General features: G+C 72.7%; 15 protein-coding genes. 7 read left to right on the forward strand and 8 right to left on the reverse strand.

Annotated elements, in window-relative coordinates; translation table 11 throughout:
• The first annotated feature begins 128 nt into the window (after nt 1-128).
• From LRS07_RS18305 to LRS07_RS18315, 3 genes are all read left to right on the forward strand, one after another.
• Complete coding sequence (locus tag LRS07_RS18305) at nt 129-1,007, forward strand: 3',5'-nucleoside bisphosphate phosphatase (protein WP_260499365.1); 879 nt, start codon at nt 129-131, stop codon at nt 1,005-1,007.
• Nucleotides 1,008-1,325: 318 nt separating this feature from the next.
• Nucleotides 1,326-2,234, forward strand: coding sequence for an FkbM family methyltransferase (locus tag LRS07_RS18310; protein ID WP_260499366.1), 909 nt, complete (start codon nt 1,326-1,328; stop codon nt 2,232-2,234).
• A 47-nt stretch (nt 2,235-2,281) separates the two neighbouring features.
• Entirely contained in the window at nt 2,282-2,935 is a 654-nt protein-coding gene (locus LRS07_RS18315) for an L-threonylcarbamoyladenylate synthase (RefSeq protein ID WP_260499367.1), read from the forward strand.
• A gap of 21 nt (nt 2,936-2,956) precedes the next feature.
• Here LRS07_RS18315 and LRS07_RS18320 read toward each other — a convergent pair whose 3' ends face one another.
• The 7 genes from LRS07_RS18320 to LRS07_RS18350 all read right to left on the reverse strand — a co-directional run bounded on the left by LRS07_RS18320 (nt 2,957) and on the right by LRS07_RS18350 (nt 15,916).
• On the reverse strand, nt 2,957-3,568 hold the full coding sequence (locus LRS07_RS18320; protein ID WP_260499368.1) for a DedA family protein: 612 nt from the start codon (nt 3,566-3,568) through the stop codon (nt 2,957-2,959).
• A 54-nt stretch (nt 3,569-3,622) separates the two neighbouring features.
• Nucleotides 3,623-4,681, reverse strand: coding sequence for an alpha-E domain-containing protein (locus tag LRS07_RS18325; RefSeq protein ID WP_260499369.1), 1,059 nt, complete (start codon nt 4,679-4,681; stop codon nt 3,623-3,625).
• Nucleotides 4,682-4,696: 15 nt separating this feature from the next.
• Nucleotides 4,697-6,133: a circularly permuted type 2 ATP-grasp protein gene (locus LRS07_RS18330; RefSeq protein WP_260499370.1), complete on the reverse strand. Its 1,437-nt coding sequence runs from the start codon at nt 6,131-6,133 to the stop codon at nt 4,697-4,699.
• Between the two features lie 50 nt (nt 6,134-6,183).
• Nucleotides 6,184-7,092, reverse strand: coding sequence for a transglutaminase family protein (locus LRS07_RS18335; protein WP_260499371.1), 909 nt, complete (start codon nt 7,090-7,092; stop codon nt 6,184-6,186).
• 156 nt (nt 7,093-7,248) lie between these two features.
• Nucleotides 7,249-9,858, reverse strand: coding sequence for a circularly permuted type 2 ATP-grasp protein (locus LRS07_RS18340; protein WP_260499372.1), 2,610 nt, complete (start codon nt 9,856-9,858; stop codon nt 7,249-7,251).
• A gap of 10 nt (nt 9,859-9,868) precedes the next feature.
• Entirely contained in the window at nt 9,869-13,345 is a 3,477-nt protein-coding gene (locus tag LRS07_RS18345) for a transglutaminase family protein (RefSeq protein WP_260499373.1), read from the reverse strand.
• A 90-nt stretch (nt 13,346-13,435) separates the two neighbouring features.
• On the reverse strand, nt 13,436-15,916 hold the full coding sequence (locus LRS07_RS18350) for a DNA internalization-related competence protein ComEC/Rec2 (protein WP_260499374.1): 2,481 nt from the start codon (nt 15,914-15,916) through the stop codon (nt 13,436-13,438).
• A gap of 122 nt (nt 15,917-16,038) precedes the next feature.
• Between LRS07_RS18350 and LRS07_RS18355 the strand changes: the two genes are divergently transcribed.
• The 4 genes from LRS07_RS18355 (at nt 16,039) to LRS07_RS18370 (ending at nt 18,145) form a co-directional block, all read left to right on the forward strand.
• Nucleotides 16,039-16,458, forward strand: a complete 420-nt coding sequence (locus tag LRS07_RS18355; protein WP_260499375.1) for a globin family protein — start codon at nt 16,039-16,041, stop codon at nt 16,456-16,458.
• Between the two features lie 76 nt (nt 16,459-16,534).
• On the forward strand, nt 16,535-16,999 hold the full coding sequence (locus LRS07_RS18360; protein ID WP_260502161.1) for a RidA family protein: 465 nt from the start codon (nt 16,535-16,537) through the stop codon (nt 16,997-16,999).
• Nucleotides 16,996-17,469, forward strand: a complete 474-nt coding sequence (locus tag LRS07_RS18365; protein ID WP_260499376.1) for a disulfide bond formation protein B — start codon at nt 16,996-16,998, stop codon at nt 17,467-17,469. The genes LRS07_RS18360 and LRS07_RS18365 overlap by 4 nt, the downstream gene beginning before the upstream one ends.
• Before the next feature lie 13 nt (nt 17,470-17,482).
• Nucleotides 17,483-18,145: a glutathione S-transferase family protein gene (locus tag LRS07_RS18370; RefSeq protein ID WP_260499377.1), complete on the forward strand. Its 663-nt coding sequence runs from the start codon at nt 17,483-17,485 to the stop codon at nt 18,143-18,145.
• A gap of 439 nt (nt 18,146-18,584) precedes the next feature.
• On the opposite strand, the gene parC is transcribed toward LRS07_RS18370, so the two are convergent.
• The gene (gene parC / locus LRS07_RS18375) at nt 18,585-20,849 is read right to left on the reverse strand and encodes a DNA topoisomerase IV subunit A (RefSeq protein ID WP_260502162.1); all 2,265 of its coding nucleotides are present in this window, start codon (nt 20,847-20,849) and stop codon (nt 18,585-18,587) included.
• Nucleotides 20,850-20,974: the final 125 nt, after the last annotated feature.

Raw genomic sequence — 20,974 nt, forward strand, 5'->3', positions numbered from 1 at the left:
CATTCTAGGAACGCCGGCCACCGCGTCCGTGACCATGTCCACCCGCCGGGCCGGGCATCGCCCCGCCGCGCGTCGGGCCGGCCGGGCCGCGGGATCCGGTGGATCACCGGCCTCCATAGAATCCCTGGGTGAACGACGCCCCCGGACCCGACACCGCGCTCAACGCCGACCTGCACTCGCACTCGGTGGTGTCGGACGGCACGCTGACGCCCGAAGCGCTGGCCGAACGGGCCCACCGCAACGGCGTCCAGCTCTGGTCGTTGACCGACCACGACGAACTGGCCGGTCAGCACCGCGCCGCGGCCGCCGCGCGACGCCTCGGCCTGGCCTACCTCTGCGGGGTGGAGATCTCGGTGAGCTTCGCCAGCGAGACGGTGCACATCGTCGGCCTCGGCATCGACCCCGACGACCCGACCCTGGTGCAGGGGCTGGCCGCCACCCGCGACGGCCGCGACCGCCGGGCCCGGTTGATGGCCGACGCCCTGGCGCAGGCCGGCGTGCCGGGCGCCTACGAGGGCGCGCTGCGCTTCGCGGGCAACCCGGCGCTGATCTCGCGCACCCACGTCGCCCGCCACCTGGTGGAGACCGGCGTCTGCCGCGACACCGGCGAGGTGTTCCGCCGCTTCCTGGTGCCCGGCCAGCCGGGGTACGTGCCGCACCGCTGGGCCGCGCTGGACGCGGCGGTGGGCTGGATCCGCGGCGCTGGCGGTGTGGCGGTGCTGGCCCACCCCGGGCGCTACCAGCGGCTCGGGTCGCTGGGCGAACACGCGCTGTTCGAGGCCTTCCAGGCCGCGGGCGGCGAGGCGGTCGAGGTGGTCACCGGCAGCCACAGCCCCGACCAGTACGCCACCTACGCCGAATTGGCGCGGCAGCGGGGGCTGATGGCCTCGCGCGGCAGCGACTTCCATTCGCCGCAGGAGAGCCGGGTCGACCTCGGCGGCCTGCCGCCGCTGCCGGCGACGCTGGTGCCGGTGTGGGAGGCCCTGCGGACCCGCGTGCTACGCTGAGGGCCCGGCGTCGCCCTGGTCGTGCCGGCGGCAACCTACTTCGCGAGCAGGGACACCGCCATCCCCGCCGCCGACCACCGTGCCGATGGTGACATTGGACCTACGCTACCCGATGCAGGCGTCGGTGACGCTGGGTGGCAGACGCCGGGACACGGCTGCCTGCGGCATCGGAACCGAGGCACTGCGCCAACGCTCCAGCAACGAAAGCCTTGATTTGAAAGCGCACCTGGTTGCCCAGCCGCGACGCCCAAACGAATGCCGCGCCCGATACAGAGCTCCGCTACATTGCATCGACACGTGGCAGCGGAGTGTTTAAAGATGGCTCAAGCGTCGAATGAGGGGACAAGGGCGAACCTGCTGCAGGCGGCGATCGCGCGGGCCTGCCGGCTATACCCCTTTATATCGGGTACCGGCACACTCGCCAACAGCACCCTGTTCCGACGTTTCTCCGGCACGGGGCGGAATGCCGTGTGGGCACGGGTTGATGGTGGGGAGGTACTGGCCTCGCTGGACGAGTATGTCGGTCGGTCGGCGTACTTCTTTGGCGACCTGGATCCAAAGATCAGCCAGCTCTGCCGCCTGCTGCTACGTCCGGGCGACCGCGCCCTGGACGTGGGCGCGAACATTGGAATTGTCACCCTCTTGATGTCGCGGCTGGTGGGGTCGACCGGGCAGGTTCATTCTTTTGAACCCAATCCCGTCGTCTCCAGCAGGCTCATGGCCGCGGTGGCGCACAGCGGTGTCGGCAATGTCACCGTCTATCCGAAAGCGCTCGGGGATCAGCCGGGCAAACTCATTCTAAACGTCCCACCGGACAACGCGGGTGCCGCCTCGCTGGTACATGGCTATGCCGAACCGGGCACGGTACGCGTCGAAGTGCCAGTCGTTCGGCTCGACGACGAGATCAGCCAGGGACCAATTCGACTCATGAAGATTGATGTCGAAGGCTTCGAGTTGATGGTGCTCCGCGGCGCGAGGAATCTGCTTGCAGAAATGCCGCCTGACTGCATCGTCTTCGAACATCAGGACCGCAGCGGCGGCAGCGCCAGCGAAGTACTTGCCTGCTTGAGTGCAGCGGGATACCGCTTCTATGCCGTGGCAAAGTCGCTGCTGAAACTTCGACTGCTCGCGTTCGACCCGACGGACGGCGGCAGGCCGCTGACCAACGACGTGCTGGCGGTTCACCGGAGGCTGGCCCCGAACTTCGGTTGGCTTCCAAAGCGCTGAGTTTTCCGCCTTGATTGGCGGGCCGGCTCCTTGCCCGGCACGACACGATGTCCCAGTTCTTCGAGCTCCACCCGGAAAACCCGCAGCCGCGGCTGTTGAAGCAGGCGGCCGACCTGCTGCACGGCGGCGGCGTGGCCGCGTTGCCGACGGACTCCAGCTACGCGCTGGTGTGCCACCTCGACGACAAGGCCGCCGCCGAGAAGCTGCGCCGCATCCGCGGCGTCGACGAGCGCCATCACCTGACGCTGCTGTGCCGCTCGCTGTCGGACCTGTCGGCCTACGCGCGGGTGGACAACCGCCAGTACCGGCTGCTGAAGCTGGGCACGCCCGGGCCCTTCACCTTCATCCTGGAGGCGACGCGCGAGGTGCCGCGGCGGCTGTCGCACCCCAGCCGCCGCACCATCGGCCTGCGGGTGCCGGACCACCGGGTGACGCAGGCGCTGCTGGAGGTGTTCGGCCAGCCGCTGCTGGGCACGACGCTCATCCTGCCCGGCGAGCGCGACCCGCTGAACGACCCGCAGGAGATCCGCGAGCGGCTGCAGAAGCAGGTGGCGGTGGTGCTCGACGGCGGCGCCTGCTCCACCGAGCCCACCACCGTGATCGACCTCAGCGAGGAACCGCCGCGCCTGGTGCGGCGGGGCCGCGGCGACCCGGCGCAACTGGGCCTGGCGTTGGTCGAGGTGGAGGACGGGGTCGGCTGAGCCCCGGGGGCCGGGGCCTCGTCAGGCCGCGCGGCGGGCGCCGCCGCGGTGGGTCACCACCCGCCAGGCGTATCCGCCGGCGATCAGCGCCAGCAGCACCCACGACAGCGGGTCGAAGAACTCCGACACCCGTTCGAAACGGCTGCCCAGCACCTGGCCGACACCGGCCAGCAGGCCGCTCCACAGCGCACTGCCGAGCGTGGTCAGCACCACGAACGAGGGGAGCGGCATGCGCTCCACCCCGGCCGGCAGCGAGATCAGCGAGCGCAGGCCTGGCACCAGCCGGCCGAAGAACACCGAGGCGCCACGGTGGCGCTGGAACCAGCCGCCCGCGCGTTCGATGTCGCGCCGCGACAGGGTGAGCCAGCGGCCGCGCCGGTCGGCGAAGTCGGCCAGCCGGTCCTCGCCCAGCTTGGCCGCGACCCAGTACAGCGGCAGTGCGCCCAGCACCGAGCCCAGCGTGCCGGCGGCGATCACCCCCGGCAGCGACAGCTTGCCCTGCGCCGACAGGTAGCCGGCCAGCGGCATGATCACCTCGGACGGGATGGGCGGAAAGACGTTCTCCAGGAACATCAGCGCCACGATGCCGGCATAGCCGGCGCCGCTCACCCAGTCGATCACCCATTCGGCCATGTGCGCCCCCCTTTCGCCCACGACGTGGGCAAGGCGCGGACCGAGGACCGGGGGTCAGGCCGCCATGGGGACGAGGAAGTCGCGGCTGATGCCGGCGCCCAGGTCGTTGACCCGGTCGAGGAACTGGGTGAGGAAGGCGTGCAGGCCGGTGGCCAGGATCTCGTCGATGCGGCCGTACTGCAGGTCGGCGTGCAGGCGGCCGGCGCGGCGCAGCGTCTCGCTGCTCTGCTCGTTGGCCACCACGCGCAGGTTGACCAGCACCTCGTCCATGCACGCGGCCAGCGAGCGTGGCATGTCGCTGCGCAGCACCAGCAGCTCGGCCACCTTCTCCGGCACGATGACGTTGCGGTAGACCTTGCGGTAGATCTCGAAGCCGGAGACGGACCGCAGGATGGCCGACCAGTGGTAGAAGTCGAACTCCTGCTCTTCGCGGCCCTGGGACTGGGACTGGCCCTGAGACGGGAAGCTGCCGAAACCGGCCGGCCGGCTCCACATCATCTGGCTGCCGCGCGGCAGCGGCTGCTGCTGCAGCTGGCCGCCGTGCCATTCGCGGGTGAAGGCGTGGAACTTGACGTCGAGCAGCCGCGCCGTGTTGTCCGCCCGTTCGAGGAAGGTGCCGATGCGCAGGAAGCGCAGCGCCTCGTCCTGCAGCATGGTGCCGACGGTGACGCCGCGGCTCAGGTGGGAGCGGAACTTGACCCATTCGAACAGGTCGGCCGGGTCGCTCATCGCGTTCGGGTCGCGCACCCGGCGGCTGAACTCCAGCCAGGTCTGGTTCTGCGTTTCCCAGACCTCGGTGGTCAGCGCGCCGCGCACCGCGCGCGCGTTCTCGCGCGCCGCGCGCAGGCAGGCGGCGATGCTCGACGGGTTGCTGTCGTCGCGCACCATGAACTCCATCACCTCGCGCGCCTCGATCGCGCCGCCGTGCTTGTCCTGGTAGCGGTGGGTCAGCTCGGAAATCGACAGCAGGCCGCGCCAGCCCTGCTCGGCGCGCTCGGTGGACTGGGGCAGCAGCGACGTCTGGTAGTTGACGTCGAGCATGCGGGCGGTGTTCTCGGCCCGCTCCATGTAGCGGGCCATCCAGAACAGGTGGTCGGCGGTGCGTGACAGCATGTTCGTCTCCCCTGCTCAGGCTTCCAGGACCCAGGTGTCTTTCGTGCCGCCGCCCTGCGAGCTGTTGACCACCAGCGAGCCCTCCTTCAGCGCCACGCGGGTCAGGCCCCCGGGCACCATCTGCACCGTCTTGCCCGACAGCACGAAGGGCCGCAGGTCGACGTGCCGCGGCGCGATGCCGCTCTCGACGAAGGTCGGGCAGGTGGACAGGCTGAGCGTCGGCTGCGCGATGTAGTTGCTCGGGTTGACCTTGAGCTGGTCGCGGAAGGCCGCGATCTCGGCCTGCGAGGCGGCCGGGCCGACCAGCATGCCGTAGCCGCCGGCCCCGTGCACCTCCTTGACCACCAGCTCGCCGAGGTGGTCGAGCACGTACTGCAGGTCGTCGCGCTCTCGGCAGAGGTAGGTGGGCACGTTGTTCAGGATCGGCTTCTCGCCGAGGTAGAACTCGATCATCTTCGGCACGTACGGGTAGATCGACTTGTCGTCCGCGATGCCGGTGCCCACCGCGTTGCACAGCGCCACGTTGCCCTGCCGGTAGACCTGCAGCAGGCCGGCGCAGCCCAGCGTCGAGTCGGGCCGGAACACCCGCGGGTCGAGGAAGTCGTCGTCGACCCGGCGGTAGATGACGTCCACCCGGCGCGGGCCCTGCGTGGTGCGCATGTAGACGAAGTCGTTCTTGACGAACAGGTCCTGGCCCTCGACCAGCTCGACGCCCATTTGCTGCGCCAGGAAGGCGTGCTCGAAGTAGGCGCTGTTGTACATGCCGGGGGTGAGCACCACCACCGTCGGCTCGCTGACGCCGGCCGGCGCCACCGAGCGCAGCGTGTCCAGCAGCAGGTCGGGGTAGTGGGCGACGGGGGCGATGCGCTGGCGGGCGAACAGCTCCGGGAAGAGCCGCATCGTCATCTTGCGGTTCTCCAGCATGTAGCTGACGCCGGAGGGCACGCGCAGGTTGTCCTCCAGCACGTAGTAGTCGCCCGAGCCGTCCGCATTGCCGGCGCGCACGATGTCGATGCCGGCGATGTGGGAGTAGATGCCGCCGACCAGGTCGACGCCCATCATCTCCTTGCGGAACTGCGCGTTGTTCAGCACCTGGTCGGCCGGCACGAGACCCGCCTTGATGATTTCCTGCTCGTGGTAGACGTCGTGCAGGAAGCGGTTGAGCGCCGTCACCCGCTGGCGCAGGCCGCGCTCCATCGCCTGCCATTCGGCGCTGGGGATGATGCGCGGGATGAGGTCGAAGGGGATCAGCCGCTCGGTGCCCGCGCCGTCCTCGTCCTTGGCGCCGTAGACGGCGAAGGTGATGCCGACGCGGCGGAAGATCATCTCCGCCTCTTCGCGGCGCGCGCGCATCAGCGCCCCGTCCTGCTGCTGCAGCCAGCCCTCGTACGGCTGGTAGTGGGCGCGGATCCCGCCGTCGCCGGCCTTCATCTCGTCGAAGCGCGTCTTCATCGCGTGTTCTCCTCGTGGGTGGCGGCTAGCAACTTCCGGGCCCCGCGCCGTCAGCCGATGCGCTCGGTGTGGACCTGCACCTCGAGCCGGTGCCGCCCCCCGCCGCGGATGACGCCGCGCAGCGGGGTGACGTCGCCGTAGTCGCGGCCGCGCGCCACCCGGACGTGGCTGAGCGTCGGCAGCAGGTCGTTGGTCGGGTCCAGTTCCAGCCAGTCGCGGTCGGCCGGGTCCGCCGCGTCGGGGTGGACGCCGGGGCACCAGACGCTGACCCAGGCATGGGACGCATCGGCCCCCTGCAAGGCCGGCTGCCCGGGCGCCGCGCGGGTCAGCAGGTAGCCGCTGACGTAGCGGGTGGCCAACCCCATCATGCGCAGCGCCCCGATCATCAGGTGGGCGAAATCCTGGCAAACGCCGCGGCGATCCACCAGCACCTCGGCCAGCGGCGTGTCGACGTCGGTGCTCGCGCTTTCGTAGCGGAAGTCGGCGTGCACGCGATGCATCAGGCCGATGGCCGCCTCGGCCACCGGCCGGCCGGCGTCGAACGACGGCAGCGCGTACTCGCGCAGCGCCCGCAGCCGCGGCACGAAGGGGCTGGGCGCCACGAACTCGCCCGCCGGCTCGAAGGGCCGCCCGGCGGCATAACGCAGCCGCTCGGCCACCGCTTCCCAGGCCGGGGTGTCCTGCGGCTGCGCCCGGCCCGGCGCGGCCAGGCGCACCCGGCTGGTCGCGAGCACCCGCAACTCGCGGTGCGGCTGGTGCACGCCGAAGCAGCAGCGGTGGTTGCCGAAGACATCCTGGTCCTCGCGCCGCTGCGGCGGCGCCGGCTCGATCAACAGGTCGAAGCCCTCGGGCCGCTGCAGCCCGTCGGCCAGCGGCCGCAGGAAAGCCAGGTGCTGCGCCTGCTCCACCGGCCAGTCGTAGCGGTAGATCGTTTCGTGGCGGACTTGCAGACGGGTCATTGGAATCGGCGCTCGGCCCCTCCGTCACGGGGGACAGGTCGCCGATGGCGACCAGGGTCGGCGCGCGCATGCGCGCGCCCAACAGGGTCCGGGTTCGCCGGTCCTGTCGGGTCGCCCGCGTGGGGGGCGGCCGCGAGACGGCCGGGGGTCGTCATCTCACACCCGCTGCATCACCCCGCCCTCGGCGTGGGCGAAGTAGTGCTGGCCGATGTCGTCCGACAGCGCGGCACCGACGTCGGCGAGGCTGCGGGCCAGCCCCGACAGGCGGTCGGCCAGCCCGATGTCGTCGAAGCGGCGCAGTTCCTCCAGCGGCATCAGGCCCGCCGGATCGGGCAGGCGCCGGATCAGGCTGCCGAGCGCGGCCGACGGGCCGGGCAGCTTGCCGCACTCGGTGCACAGCCGCCGCAGCACGCCGGCCCAGGCGCGCGGGTTGGAGGTGTCGAGCACCAGCAGGTCGACCAGCGCGAGCAGGTCCTCGTGGCGCTGGTAGCGGGCGCGGAAGGTGATGGTCGAGTCGAAGAGGTCGAGCAGCAGCGCGTTGCCGACGCCGCGCGCCTGGGGCTGCAGCGCACCCTCGTCGAGCAGGATGCCGAACTGCGCGGCCAGGCCGATCAGCCGCTCGATGTAGCGGCCGACGGTGAGCAGCCGCCAGCCGTGGTCGCGCGTCATGCGGTCGCTCTGCGCGCCGGTCAGCGCCGCCAGCTGCAGGCCCAGGCTGTCGAGCACCGGCAGCACCCGCGACAGCGCCGGCACCCCGCTGTCCTCGCCGTCGACCGGGGTCAGCGCCGCGGCGAAGTCCTCGCCCATCTGCCGCACCAGGCCCCAGTGTTCCGGGGCCAGCCGGTCGCGCAGCGCGCCGGCCGCACGCGCCAGCGCCTGCAGGTTGAAGGCCACGCTGGTGGCGCCCTGCGCGTCGCCCAGCCCGTCGAGCAGCGCGCGCTCGAACAGGCGCGGCGCGCGGTCCGGGCTCGGCACCCCGGCCGGCACCAGGCCGAAGCGCTCGGCCAGCTCGCCGGCGGCGCGCAGCACGGCCGGCGGCGTGGCGGTGTCGTCGTTGACCAGCGCCAGCACGCCGCGCGCCAGCCGCAGCAGCTGCTCGGTGCGCTCGGTGTAGCGGCCGAGCCAGAACAGGTTCTCCGCGGTGCGGCTGGTGACGGGGCGGCGGCGGGCCAGCAGGTCGTCCACCGACAGCCGCTGCGTCAGCATCGAGAAGGTGTCCACCGGGCCGTCGGTCATGACCCAGGTGTCGAGGCTCGAGCCGCCGTGCTGCATCGACACGTCGTGGCCGTTGCCACCCGCGGCCACGCGCGTCATGCCGCCGGGCAGCAGGCGCCAGCCGCCCTGGCCGTCGGCCACCGCGTAGACGCGCAGCAGCGCCGGCTTGGGTGCGCAATGGCCGTCCTGCCACAGCGGCGCCTGCGACAGCGGCAGCAGGCCCTGCACGGTCCAGGCGTCGGGATCGGCCTCGATGCGGGCGGCCGCGTCGCGCCCCGGCGTGCCCGGCGGCAGCGCCTTCTCCAGGCCCTGCCGGGGGAAGGCGCGTCGCACGATCTTGTCGTCGAGCTGGTCGCGCACCGCGTCCCAGGCCGCCTGCTCGCCGCACCACCAGGACGGCAGCGACGGCAGGGCCAGCGGCTCGCCGAGCAGCGCCTCGCAGATGCGCGGCATGAAGCCCTGCACCGCCGGCGATTCGAGGAAACCGCTGCCCAGCGCGTTGGCCATCACCACGTGGCCCGCGCGCACCGCCTGCAGCAGGCCCGGCACGCCGAGGGTGGAGTCGGGGCGCAGCTCCAGCGGGTCGCAGTAGTCGTCGTCCAGCCGGCGCAGCACGCCGTGCACCGGCTCCAGCCCCTCGACCGTCTTCAGGTACAGCCGCTCGCCGCGCACCATCAGGTCGCCGCCCTCGACCAGCGGCACGCCGAGGTAGCGCGCCAGGTAGGCGTGCTCGAAGTAGGTCTCGTTGTGCGGGCCGGGGGTGAGCAGCACCAGCCGCGGCGCCGGCGTGCCGGCGATGCGCCGCGCCTGCGCTTCCACCGTGTCCAGCAGCAGCCGGTAGCTCGACGCGATGTGCTGCACCCGCATCTCGCGGAAGGCCTCGGGGAACAACCGCGACACCACCAGCCGGTTGTGCAGCACGTAGCCCAGGCCCGACGGACCCTGCGTGCGGTGGCCCAGGATCCACCAGCGGCCGTCCGGGCCGCGGGCCAGGTCGAAGGCGGCGATGTGCAGCCACTGCCGGCCGGGCGGCACCACGCCGTGCAGCGGCCGCAGGTAGCCGGGATGGCGGTACAGCAGCGACGCCGGCAGCAGCCCGTCGCGCAGCAGGCGGCCATCGCCGTAGACGTCGGCCAGCATGGCGTTGAGCAGCGCGGCGCGCTGCGTCACCCCGCGCTCGATGGCGGCCCAGTCGCCGGGCTCGATCAGCAGCGGCAGCAGTTCCAGCGACCACGGCCGGGGGGCCGAGCCGGCGTCGCTGTAGACGTTGTGGGTGATGCCGTCGGCGCGGATCTGCTGCTGCACCCGCTGCACCGCCTGGTCCAGCAGCGGCAGCGCGTCCGGCCCGCCGGGCAGCCAGCCGACGAAGCGGCGCCAGCGCTCGCGCAGCCGGCCGTCGGCGCCGCGCAGTTCGTCGAAGGCCGACGGGTCGAGCGCGCCGGTGCGGCGCAGCCATTCCGCCGCCAGCGCATCGCCGGCCGACGTCCCGTCGTCGAACAGCGGCAGTTCAGCGTCGGCCAGGGCGGAACGGGAAATGGGCTCTGCGCTCACGAAGGCGGGGTCAGCGGCGTCTCAGGTCCAGTGTCGCCGGGAACTCGCGGCTCGGGGCGAGGGCTTGCACCTCCAGCCGTCCGGGGGTGTGGCCCATCGGCGAGAAGCGCGCCAGCCGGCGGCTCTCGGCCTCGTAGGCATTGACCGGGAAGGTCTCGTAGTTGCGGCCGCCCGGATGCGCCACGTGGTAGCGGCAGCCGCCCAACGAACGCTGCAGCCAGCGGTCGACGATGTCCACCGTCAGCGGTGCGTGCGAGCCGATGGTGGGGTGCAGCGCCGACGGCGGCGCCCACGCCCGGTAGCGCACGCCGCAGACGAACTCGCCGACGCGCCCGGTGGGCTCCAGCGGCGCCGGGCGGCCGTTGACGGTGATGACGTGGCGGTTGTCGTTGAGCCCGTTGACCTTCAGCTCCAGCCGCTCCAGCGACGAATCGACGAAGCGCACCGTGCCGCCGGCGGCGCCCTCCTCGCCCATGACGTGCCAGGGCTCCAGGCCGTTGCGCAGCGTCAGCTGCACGCCCTGGGTCGCCACCTCGCCGACCAGCGGGAAGCGGAACTCGAAGTGCGGCGCGAACCAGGCGGCGTCGAAGGCGAAGCCGGCCTGGCGCAGTTCGGCCACCACGTCGTCGAAGTCCATCTGCACGAAGGTGGGCAGCAGGAAGCGGTCGTGCAGGCCGGTGCCCCAGCGGGTGAGGCGGGTGTCGCCGCGGCCGCGGTACGGTTCGCGCCAGAACCAGGCCACCAGCGAGCGCAGCAACAGCTGCTGCACCAGGCTCATGCGCGCATGCGGCGGCATCTCGAAGGCGCGCAGCTCCAGCAGGCCGAGGCGGCCGGTGCTGCTGTCGGGCGAGTACAGCTTGTCGATGCAGAACTCGGCGCGGTGGGTGTTGCCGGTGACGTCGATCAGCAGGTTGCGCAGCAGCCGGTCGACCATCCACGGCGGCATGCGGTCCATGCCGCCGTGCAGCTGCTGCTGGCGCTCCAGCTCGGCCAGCGCGATCTCCATCTCGTAGACCTGGTCGTTGCGCGCCTCGTCGATGCGCGGCGACTGGCTGGTCGGGCCGATGAAGAGGCCGCTGAACAGGTAGCTGAGCGACGGATGGTTGTGCCAGAAGGTGATCAGGCTGCCCAGCAGGTCGGGCCGGCGCAGGAAGGGGCTGTCGGCCGGCGTGGCGCCGCCGAGCACGAAGTGGTTGCCGCCGCCGGTGCCGGTGTGGCGGCCGTCGAGCATGAACTTCTCGGTGGACAGCCGCGACTCGTGCGCCGCCTGGTAGAGGAACTCGGTGTGGTCGACCAGCTCGTCCCAGTCGTGGGCGGGGTGGATGTTGACCTCGATGACACCGGGGTCCGGCGTCACCGACAGCGTCTTCAGGCGCGGGTCGCGCGGCGGCGGGTAGCCCTCCAGCACGATGCGCACGCCCAGTTCGGCGGCCGTGGCCTCGACGGCGGACAGCAGCGCCAGGTAGTCCTCCAGCCGCGCCAGCGGCGGCATGAAGACGTAGAGCAGCCGCGACTTGCCGCCGTGCTCGGCTTCGGCCTGCGGGCCGTTGCCGCGCTGCGGGTCGCGCACCTCGACGCACAGCGCGGTGCGCACGATGCCGTTGGCCGACTGCTGCCGGCCTGGCAGGCCGGGCGACTCGGCGCCCGCGGCCGTGCCCGCCGATCCCGATCCCAGGTTGGCGCCGTCGCCGGCGACGCCCCCATGCCCCTCACCCGCAACACTCGCCACCCCCCGGCCGACCTGGACGCCGCCCGCGGCCGGCCATTGCATCACCGGCGCGCTGGCGCCCGGCAGCGGCTCGCGCGGCGCGAAGGGGTCGGTCTCGATCAGGTAGGGGTAGTCGGCCTTGGTGACCCAGGGCAGCGAATCCAGCGGCAACCGGTAGCCCATCGGCGAATCGCCCGGCAGCAGGTACAACCGGTCGTCGCGCACGAACCAGGGGCCGGTCACCCAGCGCGGACCGGCGAGCGCCGGCGTCTCGCGCACGCCCAGCGGCAGCACGTAGCCCACCTCCTGCTTCAGGCCCTGGTCGAAGACGCGGCGCAGCCGCGCCCGCTCCAGTTCGTCGTCCAGATTCGACTCGAAGGGATCGACGTTGACCGGCAGCCGGCGCTCGCGCCAGAGGTAGTAGAAGGTGTCCTCGAAGCCGGCCTGGATGTGGTCGGTGACGAGGCCCAGCCGGCCGGTCAGCGTGTCGATGAAGCGGCGCGCGTCCTCCTCGGTGTAGTGCAGCGGCTCGCGCTCGTCCGCGAAGAGCGCCGGGTCGCCCCAGCAGGGCTGGCCGTCGGCGCGCCAGGCGATGAGCAGCGCCCAGCGCGGCAGCTGCTCGCCGGGGTACCACTTGCCCTGGCCGTAGTGCAGGAAACCGCCGCGGCCGTACTTCTCGCGCAGCCTGTGCACCAGGTCCTGCGCGATGGCGCGCTTGGTGGGGCCGAGCGCGGCGGTGTTCCACTCGGCACCGTCGCGGTCGTCGACCGAGACGAACGTGGGCTCGCCGCCCATGGTCAGCCGCACGTCGCCGGCCGACAGCGTCGCGTCGACCTGGTGGCCCAGGCCGAGGATGGACGCCCACTGGTCCTCGGTGTAGGGCTTGGTCACCCGCGGCGACTCGTAGACCCGGGTCACCGCCATGTGGTGGTGGAACTCGACCTCGGCCTCGTCCACCGCGCCCGTGATCGGCGCCGCGCTGGACGGCTCGGGCGTGCAGGCCACCGGGATGTGGCCCTCGCCGGCGAGCAGGCCGGAGGTGGGGTCCAGGCCGATCCAGCCCGCGCCGGGCAGGTAGACCTCGCACCAGGCGTGCAGGTCGGTGAAGTCGGTCTCCGCGCCGGAGGGGCCGTCCAGGCTCTTCACGTCGGGCTTGAGCTGGATCAGGTAGCCGGAGACGAAGCGCGCCGCCAGGCCCAGATGGCGCAGCAGCTGCACCATCAGCCAGCCCGAATCGCGGCAGGAGCCGCTGGCCAGTTCGAGCGTCTGCTCGGGCGTCTGCACGCCGGGTTCCAGCCGCACCAGGTAGCGGATGTCGCGCTGCAGCCGCTGGTTGATGTAGACCAGGAAGTCGATGGTGCGTCGCGACTCGCGCGGCACGCTGTCGATCAGCGCCTGCAGCCGCGGGCCGGCCGGCTGGCGGGCCAGGTAGGGCGCCAGCTCCTGCTTGAGCCCGGCGTCGTAGTCGAAGGGGAAGTTCTCCGCCGACGGCTCGAGGAAGAAGTCGAACGGGTTGTAGACCGCCATCTCGGCGACCAGGTCCACCGTGATCTTCAGCTCGGTGGTGCGCTCGGGGAAGACCAGGCGGGCGTTGTAGTTGGCGAACGGATCCTGCTGCCAGTTGAGGAAGTGGTTGCCCGGCTCCACGCGCAGCGAGTACGACAGGATGGGCGTGCGGCAATGCGGCGCCGGGCGCAGGCGCACCACCTGCGGCGACAGGCCCACGCGGCGGTCGTAGCGGTAGTGGGTGACGTGGTTCAGCGCGACGTGGATGGCCACGGCTCCTCCTGGGGTCTTCGATCGGCACCGGCGATTGCAACTTCCAGGCCGGCACGGCGGCGAAGTATCGCCGCCGGTCGCGGCGGGTCGTCAGGGCTCGGCCTCGGCGGCGGGCGGCGGCGACCAGTGCCAGTAGCGACGGCGCACCTCGCGTTCGCAGCGGCCGGCCTCCGGCGGCTGGTCGCTGCGCCAGGTCCAGGCGCCGCAGTGGTCGCTGCGGCGCAGGGGGATGCCGCGGGCCGCGAAGCGATCGACCACCACGGGCGCCGGGTGGCCGAAGCGGTTGCGGTAGCCGACCTGGGCGATGGCGAGCGAGGGCGCCACCGCGTCCAGCCAGGCGTCGGTGGAGGAACTGCGGCTGCCGTGGTGGGCCACCAGCAGCACGTCGGCCGCCGGCGCGGCGCGGTCGCGCTGCAGCAGCGCCGCCTCCTGCGGCGCCTCCACGTCACCGGGCAGCAGCGCGCTGCGCTGCGCCCCGCGGATGCGCAGCACGCAGCTCAGCACGTTCGGCCGCGTGGCCGGGCCGGCCCGGGCGAGGTCGTCGGCGGCAGGATGCAGCCAGTCGAAGTGCACGCCGTCCCAGGTCCAGCCTTCGCCGGCCACACAGGGCCGGTGCACCGGCGCCCGGTCGCGCAGCGCATGCCCGGCCTCGAGCGAGCTGTGCAGCACGGCCACCGGCAGCGCCGCCATCACGCTGGCCGCGCCGCCGGCGTGGTCGCTGTCGCGGTGGCTGACCACCAGCGCGTCCAGCCGCGCCGGGCCGGTGGCGCGCAGCAGCGGCAGCAGCACCCGTTGGCCGGCGTCGCCCTCGCGACCGTACTGCGGCCCGGCGTCGTAGAGCAGCCGGTGCCGGGCCGTCGTGACCAGCACCGCACCGCCCTGGCCGACATCGGCCGCCTGCAGCTCGAAGGTTCCGGGCGGCGGCCGCGGCGGCAGCGGCCAGGCCAACGGCAGCACCAGCGGCAGCGCCAGCCCCCGCAACCGCCAGGGCCAGGGCAGCAGCGCAACCACCGCCGCCAGCAGCCCCAGCGCCTGCGCCCAGGCCGGGGCCGCCGGCACCGACAGCGCCGCCGCCGGCCAGGCGGCCAGCGGCTGCAGCAGCGCCAGCAGCCCCTGCACGCCCAGCGCGGCCAGGCTCCACAGCGGTGCCCACAGCGCACCGGCCAGCGCCAGCGGCGTGATCACCAGCGTCACCAGCGGGATGGCGACCAGGTTGGCGACGAAGCCGACCACCGACACCTGCTGGAAGAACAGCAGGGTCAGCGGCGCCAGGCCGAGGGTGGCGACGACCTGCGTGCGCAGGCCGTGGCGCACCACGCGGCCGACCGCGTGCAGGCGCGAGGGCGACCGCGCCGTCGCCGCCTCCGCGTTGCCGAGCATCAGCAGCCCGACCGCGGCGAACGACAGCCAGAAGCCGGGCTGCAGCAGGGCCCAGGGGTCGAGCCCCACCACCGCGAGCCCGGCGGCCAGCAGCACCAGCGGCCCCGGCCAGTCGCGCGCCGCCTGCGCCAGCAGCGCGGCCACCGCCAGCATCAGCACCGTGCGCTGCGCCGGCACGCCCCAGCCGGCCAGCAGCGCATACGCCAGCGCGCAGCCCACGCCGCCCCAGCGCGCCGCCACAGGCGCAGGCCAGCCCAAGCAGAGCGTCGCGCTGCAACGCCAGGCCCGGCCGATGGCCGCCGCGGCCAGCCAGGCCAGCAGGGTGATGTGCAGGCCGGAGATGGCGACCAGGTGCGCCACGCCGGTGCTGCGGAAGACCTCCCAGTCCTCGCGGTCGATCGCTGCCTGGTCGCCGATCGCCAGCGCCGCGACCACGCCGGCGAGCCGCGGGTCCGGCACCTGCCGGGCGATGGCGTCGCGCAGCGCCTGCCGGGCGCGCTCCACCGGCATGAAGGCGTCGCCGGACAGCCGTCGCGCCGGGTGGGCGCCGGCCGACCGCACATGGCCGGTGGCGCCAAGGCCGTTCTCGAACAGCCACAGCTCGCGGTCGAAGCCCTGCGGGTTGAGCGTGCCGTGCGGCCGCTTCAGCCGCACGGTGAAGCGCCAGCGCTGGCCGGCGGCAAGGGGGGCCTGCGGGTCGTCCAGCGCGGTGTCGTCGTGCCAGCCGCGCCACCAGCCCAGCCAGAGGCGCGGCGGCAGCGCCACCGGCCGGCCGGCCGCGTCGCGCGCCTGGTCCACCGCGAAGGCGAAGCGCACGCCGTCCGGCCCCTGCCGGGGCAGCGTGGCCACCGTGCCGACGATCACGAGGTCGCGCCCTTCCAGCGTGGGGTCCAGCTGCGCGGCCAGCCGCCAGGCGGCGCGCTGGTCGGTGCTGGCGGCGGCCAGCAGCGCCAGGGCCACCAGCCCTGCGGCCCAGCCGGCGGTGCGCCGTCGGGCGGCCCAGGCCAGCACCAGCGCCGCCACACCGAGCGCCAGGCCCGCCACCCGCGGCCCCGGCGCCAGCAGCGCAGGCTGCTGCAGCTGCCAAGCCACGCCGGCGCCCCAGGCCACGGCCAGCCCGCCCAGCCGCAGGGCGACCGCGGCGTCGCCGGGGTCGTCCTTCGCCGCGGTGGAGGCCCTGCCCCGTTCCATGGACGGCAGCCTGCCGGCGGGACCGGGTCGCCGTCAGCCCCTAGCAGGGCCGGCCCCGGCGCGCCGGCGGTGGCATGGAAGCTGCGATGCGGTCGCACCACGAACACCCCGGAGGAGCCCCGATGACCCCGCAAGACATCGCCCACGTCCAGCGCACCTTTGCCCTGGTGGCCCCCCAGGCGCCGGCCGTGGCGGCCCTGTTCTACCAGCGGCTGTTCGAGTTGGACCCGTCGCTGCGGCCGCTGTTCAGCACGGACCTCACCGAGCAGGGACGCAAGCTGATGGCCATGCTCGGCGCCGTGGTGGCCGGGCTGAACCACCTGGAGCGGCTGGTCCCGGTGGCGCAGGACCTGGCCCGGCGCCATGTGGGCTACGGCGTGCAGCCGGCGCATTACCAGACCGTGGGCGCCGCGCTGCTCGACACGCTGCAGCAGGGCCTCGGCGACGGCTTCACCCCCGAGGTGAAGGCCGCCTGGACGACGGCCTACACCACGCTGGCCGGCGTGATGGTGGCGGCGGCCCATCCCGACGCGCCGGCCTGAGCGGCCGCGCCGCCGGTGGGCGGCGGGTAGCATCGCGGGCCGTTCGCCATCCCGACGCCCGCCATGACGACCCCCGCTGCCAGCCCCCTCCCCCGAACAACGCCTGCAGGCCCTCGGCATCACGCTGCCCCCGGTGGCCGTGCCGGCCGCGGCCTACCAGCCCTTCGTGCAGACCGGCAACCTGGTCTTCCTGTCCGGCCACATCGCCAAGCGCGACGGCCAGCCCTGGGTCGGCCAGCTCGGGCTGACCATGACCACCGCCGAAGGCCAGCAGGCCGCGCGCGCCATCGCCATCGACCTGATGGGCACGCTGAAGGCCGCGGTGGGCGACCTCGGCCGCGTGCGCCGCATCGTCAAGCTGATGGGGCTGGTCAACAGCACCAACACCTTCACCGAGCAGCACCTGGTGGTCAACGGCGCCTCGACGCTGTTCGCCGACGTGTTCGGCGAGCGCGGCGCCCATGCCCGCAGCGCCTTCGGCGTGGCGCAGATCCCGACCGGGTCCTGCGTCGAGATCGAGCTGATCGCCGAGGTCCAATGATCGGGCGCGACAAACCGCTGCTCCTGGTCGGCCTGCTGCTGCCGCTGGCCGCGGTGGCGGCGGCGCTGGTGTCGCAGCACGTCTACGGGATGGAGCCCTGCCCCTGGTGCATCCTGCAGCGGCTGCTGTTCGTGCTGATCGCGCTGTGGTCGGCGGTGGGGCTGCTGCTGCGGCGCGCGGCCCGCGGCATGGGCGCCCTGGTGCTGCTGACGGCGGCCGGCGGCGTGGCCGCCGCGCTGTGGCAGCACTTCGTCGCCGCGGCCTCGCAGTCGTGCAACCTCACCTGGCCCGACCGGCTGCTGGCCTGGCTGCAGCTCGACGCCCTGCTGCCGGAGATCTTCCAGCCGCGGGCCAGCTGTGCCGATGCCGCGGTGTCGCTGCTCGGCGTGCCCTACGAGTTCTGGAGCCTGGCCCTGTTCGTGGCCCTGGGCGCCGTCGGCCTGGCGCTGCTGCGCCGGCGCCAGCCCTGACCTGCCACCGGCGATGATCGTCGTCCACCACCTGGAGAGGTCGCGCTCGCAACGCGTGCTGTGGCTGCTCGAAGAGCTGGGCCTGCCCTACGAGCTGAAGACCTACCGCCGCGACCCGAAGACGATGCTGGCGCCGCCCGAACTGCGCGCGGTTCACCCGCTGGGCAAGTCGCCGGTGATCACCGACGACGGGCTGACGCTGTCCGAGTCCGGCGCCATCCTCGAGTACCTGGCCGATCGTTACGCCGACCCGGCCTGGCGCCCGCCGCTGTCCACCGAGGCCGGCCGCCGCTGCAACCACTGGCTGCACTTCGCCGAGGGCTCGGCCATGCCGCCGCTGCTGATGACGCTGGTCTTCGACACGGTGGAGCGCCGCGCGCCCTTCCTCGTACGGCCGATCGCCAAGCGGATCGCGGCGCAGGTCAAGGCGGGCTTCATCCAGCCGAACATCCGCCGGCACCTGGACCACATGGAGGCGGCGCTGGCGTCGTCGGACTGGTTCGCGGGCGATGCGCCGACGATCGCGGACGTGCAGATGAGCTTTGTCGTCGAGGCGTCGGCGGTTCGCTCGGGTTTCGACCGCCATCCACGGCTGCGCGCGTACCTGGAGCGGATGCGGGCACGGCCGGCGTATCGGCGGGCGGTCGAGAAGGGTGGGCCGGTGGTGTTCGGATGAGGTCATCGTGGCCGTGAGGGCGCTGCCGCAACGGGCCTGTTTTTGCGATGCAGCCCGTGGGCCTGCGCGGGCCCATGCGGCGTCGCTGCGCTCCCCTACAGCAGGCAGTGTGGGCACGAGGTGCCTTCGGGCTTGCAAGCGAGCGAAGCGAAGCGGCGCGGACCCAGACACGAGCTTGGTCGGAAGCCGGCAGCGCGTGAGTGTCAGACGCCCTTGCAGACTGAGGCAGGGCCTGGTGGCCGGCAGAAACCGGAGCGACAAGCGGGCCCCGTCATCCAGTTCGAGAGCGAAATCGGATGTTGTGTTGAAGGCCCTTTTCTTTGGTTCCTTTCTTTTGGGCCACCAAAAGAAAGAACCGCGGGTGTGGGCCGCGCAGGCCCACGGGCTGCCCCGCAAAGAAGCTCGAACCGCAGCGCGAAGAGCCCCAGAGGCTCCTAGCTCAGGCCCCCACCACCCGCTGCGGCTTCGGAAACCCCTCCACCTTCTTCCCCTTGCGCGCCCGCTTCCCCACATGCGAGGCCAACGCAACCCCCTTCAGCTCCTCCTCCTTCGCTTTCGCCGAACGGCCGAGACCCAGCACCCGCAAGGCATGCGCAAAGGTGGCCACCGAGACCAAGGGGTCGCTCTCGTCGACGTCCATCAGCGTCAACCCACGGCCGCCGCCCGGCTGCACCTTCAGCTCCGCCAGCGGGAAGACCAGCAGCCGACCGCCCATCGACAGGCAGGCCACCTCGCTGTGGCCGGCGGCGCGCGGCACCGGGGGCAGCAGGTGCTCCTGGGGCTCCAGCGTCAGGAAGGACTTGCCGCCGCGCTGGCGGCTCATCAGGTGAGCCACCTCGGCCTGCAGGCCGAAGCCGCCGGTGTTGGCCAGCAGCAGCAGCTGGGTCGGCGGACCGGCGAAGTAGTGCGCCGCCTGGGTGCCGGACTCCAGGTCGATCAGGCTGGTGATCGGCTGGCCGTCGCCGCGCCCGCCGGGCAAGGCCGCCACGGCCACCGTGTAGACCCGGCCGTTGCTGCCGAAGACCAGCAGCGGGTCCACGGTGCGGCAGGCGAAGGTGCCGTACAGGCCATCGCCCGACTTGAACTGCAGCGCGGTCGCGTCCACCTCGTGGCCCTTCAAGGCGCGCACCCAGCCCTTGAGGCTGACCACCACCGTCACCGGCTCGTCGACCACCTTCACCTCGGCCACCGCGCGCTTGTCCTCCTGGATCAGCGTGCGGCGGTCGTCGCCATGGGCCTTGGCGTCGGCCTCGATCTCCTTGACGACGGTGCGCTTCAGCGCGGCCGGGCTGCCGAGGATGTCGGCCAGCTTCTTCTCGTCCTCGCGCAGGCTCGACAGCTCCTGCTCGATGCGGATGGCCTCCAGCCGCGCCAGCTGGCGCAGCCGGATCTCCAGGATGTCCTCGGCCTGGCGGTCGCTCAAGGCGAAGCGGGCGATCAGCGCGGCCTTGGGCTCCTCGGCCTCGCGGATGATGCGGATCACCTCGTCGATGTTCAGCAGCACCAGCTGCCGGCCTTCGAGCACGTGGATGCGGTCCTGCACCTTGGCCAGCCGGTGGCGGGTGCGGCGCTCCACCGTCGCCAGGCGGAAGCCGATCCACTCGGTCAGCACCTGGCGCAGGCCCTTCTGCACCGGCCGGCCGTCGCGGCCGACCATGGTCATGTTGACCGGGGCGGTGGTCTCGAGGCTGGTCTGCGACAGCAGCAAGTTGACCAGCTCGGCCTGCGGCACGCGGCTGGTCTTGGGCTCGAAGACCAGCCGCACCGCGGCGTCCTTGCTCGACTCGTCGCGCACGGTGTCGAGCACGTTGAGCATCGCGCCCTTCAATTGCAGCTGCTCGGCGCTGAGCGCCTTCTTGCCCAGCTTGACCTTGGGGTTGGTCAGCTCCTCGATCTCCTCCAGCACCCGCTGCGCGGACACGCCGGGCGGCAGCTCGGTGACCACCAGCTGCCACTGCCCGCGCGCCAGGTCCTCGACCTTCCAGCGCGCGCGCACCTTGAGCGACCCGCGGCCGGTGCGGTAGGCCTCGCGCACGTCGGCCGCCGCGCTGATGAGCTGGCCGCCGCCGGGGAAGTCCGGGCCGGGCAGCAGCGCGAACAGCGCGTCGTCGCTGAGCCCCTCGTCCTTGAGCAGCGCGACCGCCGCCGCGGCCACCTCGCGCAGGTTGTGGCTGGGGATCTCGGTGGCCAGGCCGACGGCGATGCCCGAGGCGCCGTTGAGCAGCACGAAGGGCAGTCGCGCCGGCAGCAGCCGCGGCTCTTCCGTGGAGCCGTCGTAGTTGGGCACGAAGTCCACCGTGCCCTCGTCGATCTCGTCGAGCAGCAGGCGGGTGATGGGCGCCAGCCGGGCCTCGGTGTAGCGCATGGCCGCGGCCGAGTCGCCGTCGCGAGAGCCGAAGTTGCCCTGGCCGTCGATCAGCGGGTAGCGCTGCGCGAAGTCCTGCGCCATGCGCACCAGCGCGTCGTAGGCCGCCTGGTCGCCGTGCGGGTGGAAGCGGCCGAGCACGTCGCCGACCACGCGCGCGCTCTTCACCGGCTTGGCGCCGCCCGGGGTGCTGAAGGCCAGCCCCATGCGGAACATCGAGTACAGGATGCGCCGCTGCACCGGCTTCGCACCGTCGGCCACGTCCGGCAGCGCGCGGCCCTTGACCACCGACAGCGCGTACTCCAGGTAGGCGCGCTCGGCGTAGTCGGCCAGCGTGATGGCGTCGGTGGGCTCGGGGGCAGGTCGCTGAAGAGGTCGGACATCGGGTGAAGGACGGGGGACGCGGGCGCGGCGCCGCGGCAAAGCGCGCGAGTTTAGGGCCAGCCCACGGCGCCCCGGGGGCG

Origin of the sequence: Aquabacterium sp. J223 (genome assembly GCF_024666615.1) — a bacterium.
Lineage (GTDB): Bacteria > Pseudomonadota > Gammaproteobacteria > Burkholderiales > Burkholderiaceae_C > J223.

Bases quoted from the DNA above. Each gene is read 5' to 3' on its own strand.
- LRS07_RS18310 (WP_260499366.1), top strand. From the start codon at position 1,326: ATGGCTCAAGCGTCGAATGAGGGGACAAGGGCGAACCTGCTGCAGGCG.
- LRS07_RS18315 (WP_260499367.1), top strand. From the start codon at position 2,282: ATGTCCCAGTTCTTCGAGCTCCACCCGGAAAACCCGCAGCCGCGGCTG.
- LRS07_RS18320 (WP_260499368.1), bottom strand. From the start codon at position 3,568: ATGGCCGAATGGGTGATCGACTGGGTGAGCGGCGCCGGCTATGCCGGC.
- LRS07_RS18325 (WP_260499369.1), bottom strand. From the start codon at position 4,681: ATGCTGTCACGCACCGCCGACCACCTGTTCTGGATGGCCCGCTACATG.
- LRS07_RS18330 (WP_260499370.1), bottom strand. From the start codon at position 6,133: ATGAAGACGCGCTTCGACGAGATGAAGGCCGGCGACGGCGGGATCCGC.
- LRS07_RS18335 (WP_260499371.1), bottom strand. From the start codon at position 7,092: ATGACCCGTCTGCAAGTCCGCCACGAAACGATCTACCGCTACGACTGG.
- LRS07_RS18350 (WP_260499374.1), bottom strand. From the start codon at position 15,916: ATGGAACGGGGCAGGGCCTCCACCGCGGCGAAGGACGACCCCGGCGAC.
- LRS07_RS18355 (WP_260499375.1), top strand. From the start codon at position 16,039: ATGACCCCGCAAGACATCGCCCACGTCCAGCGCACCTTTGCCCTGGTG.
- LRS07_RS18365 (WP_260499376.1), top strand. From the start codon at position 16,996: ATGATCGGGCGCGACAAACCGCTGCTCCTGGTCGGCCTGCTGCTGCCG.
- LRS07_RS18370 (WP_260499377.1), top strand. From the start codon at position 17,483: ATGATCGTCGTCCACCACCTGGAGAGGTCGCGCTCGCAACGCGTGCTG.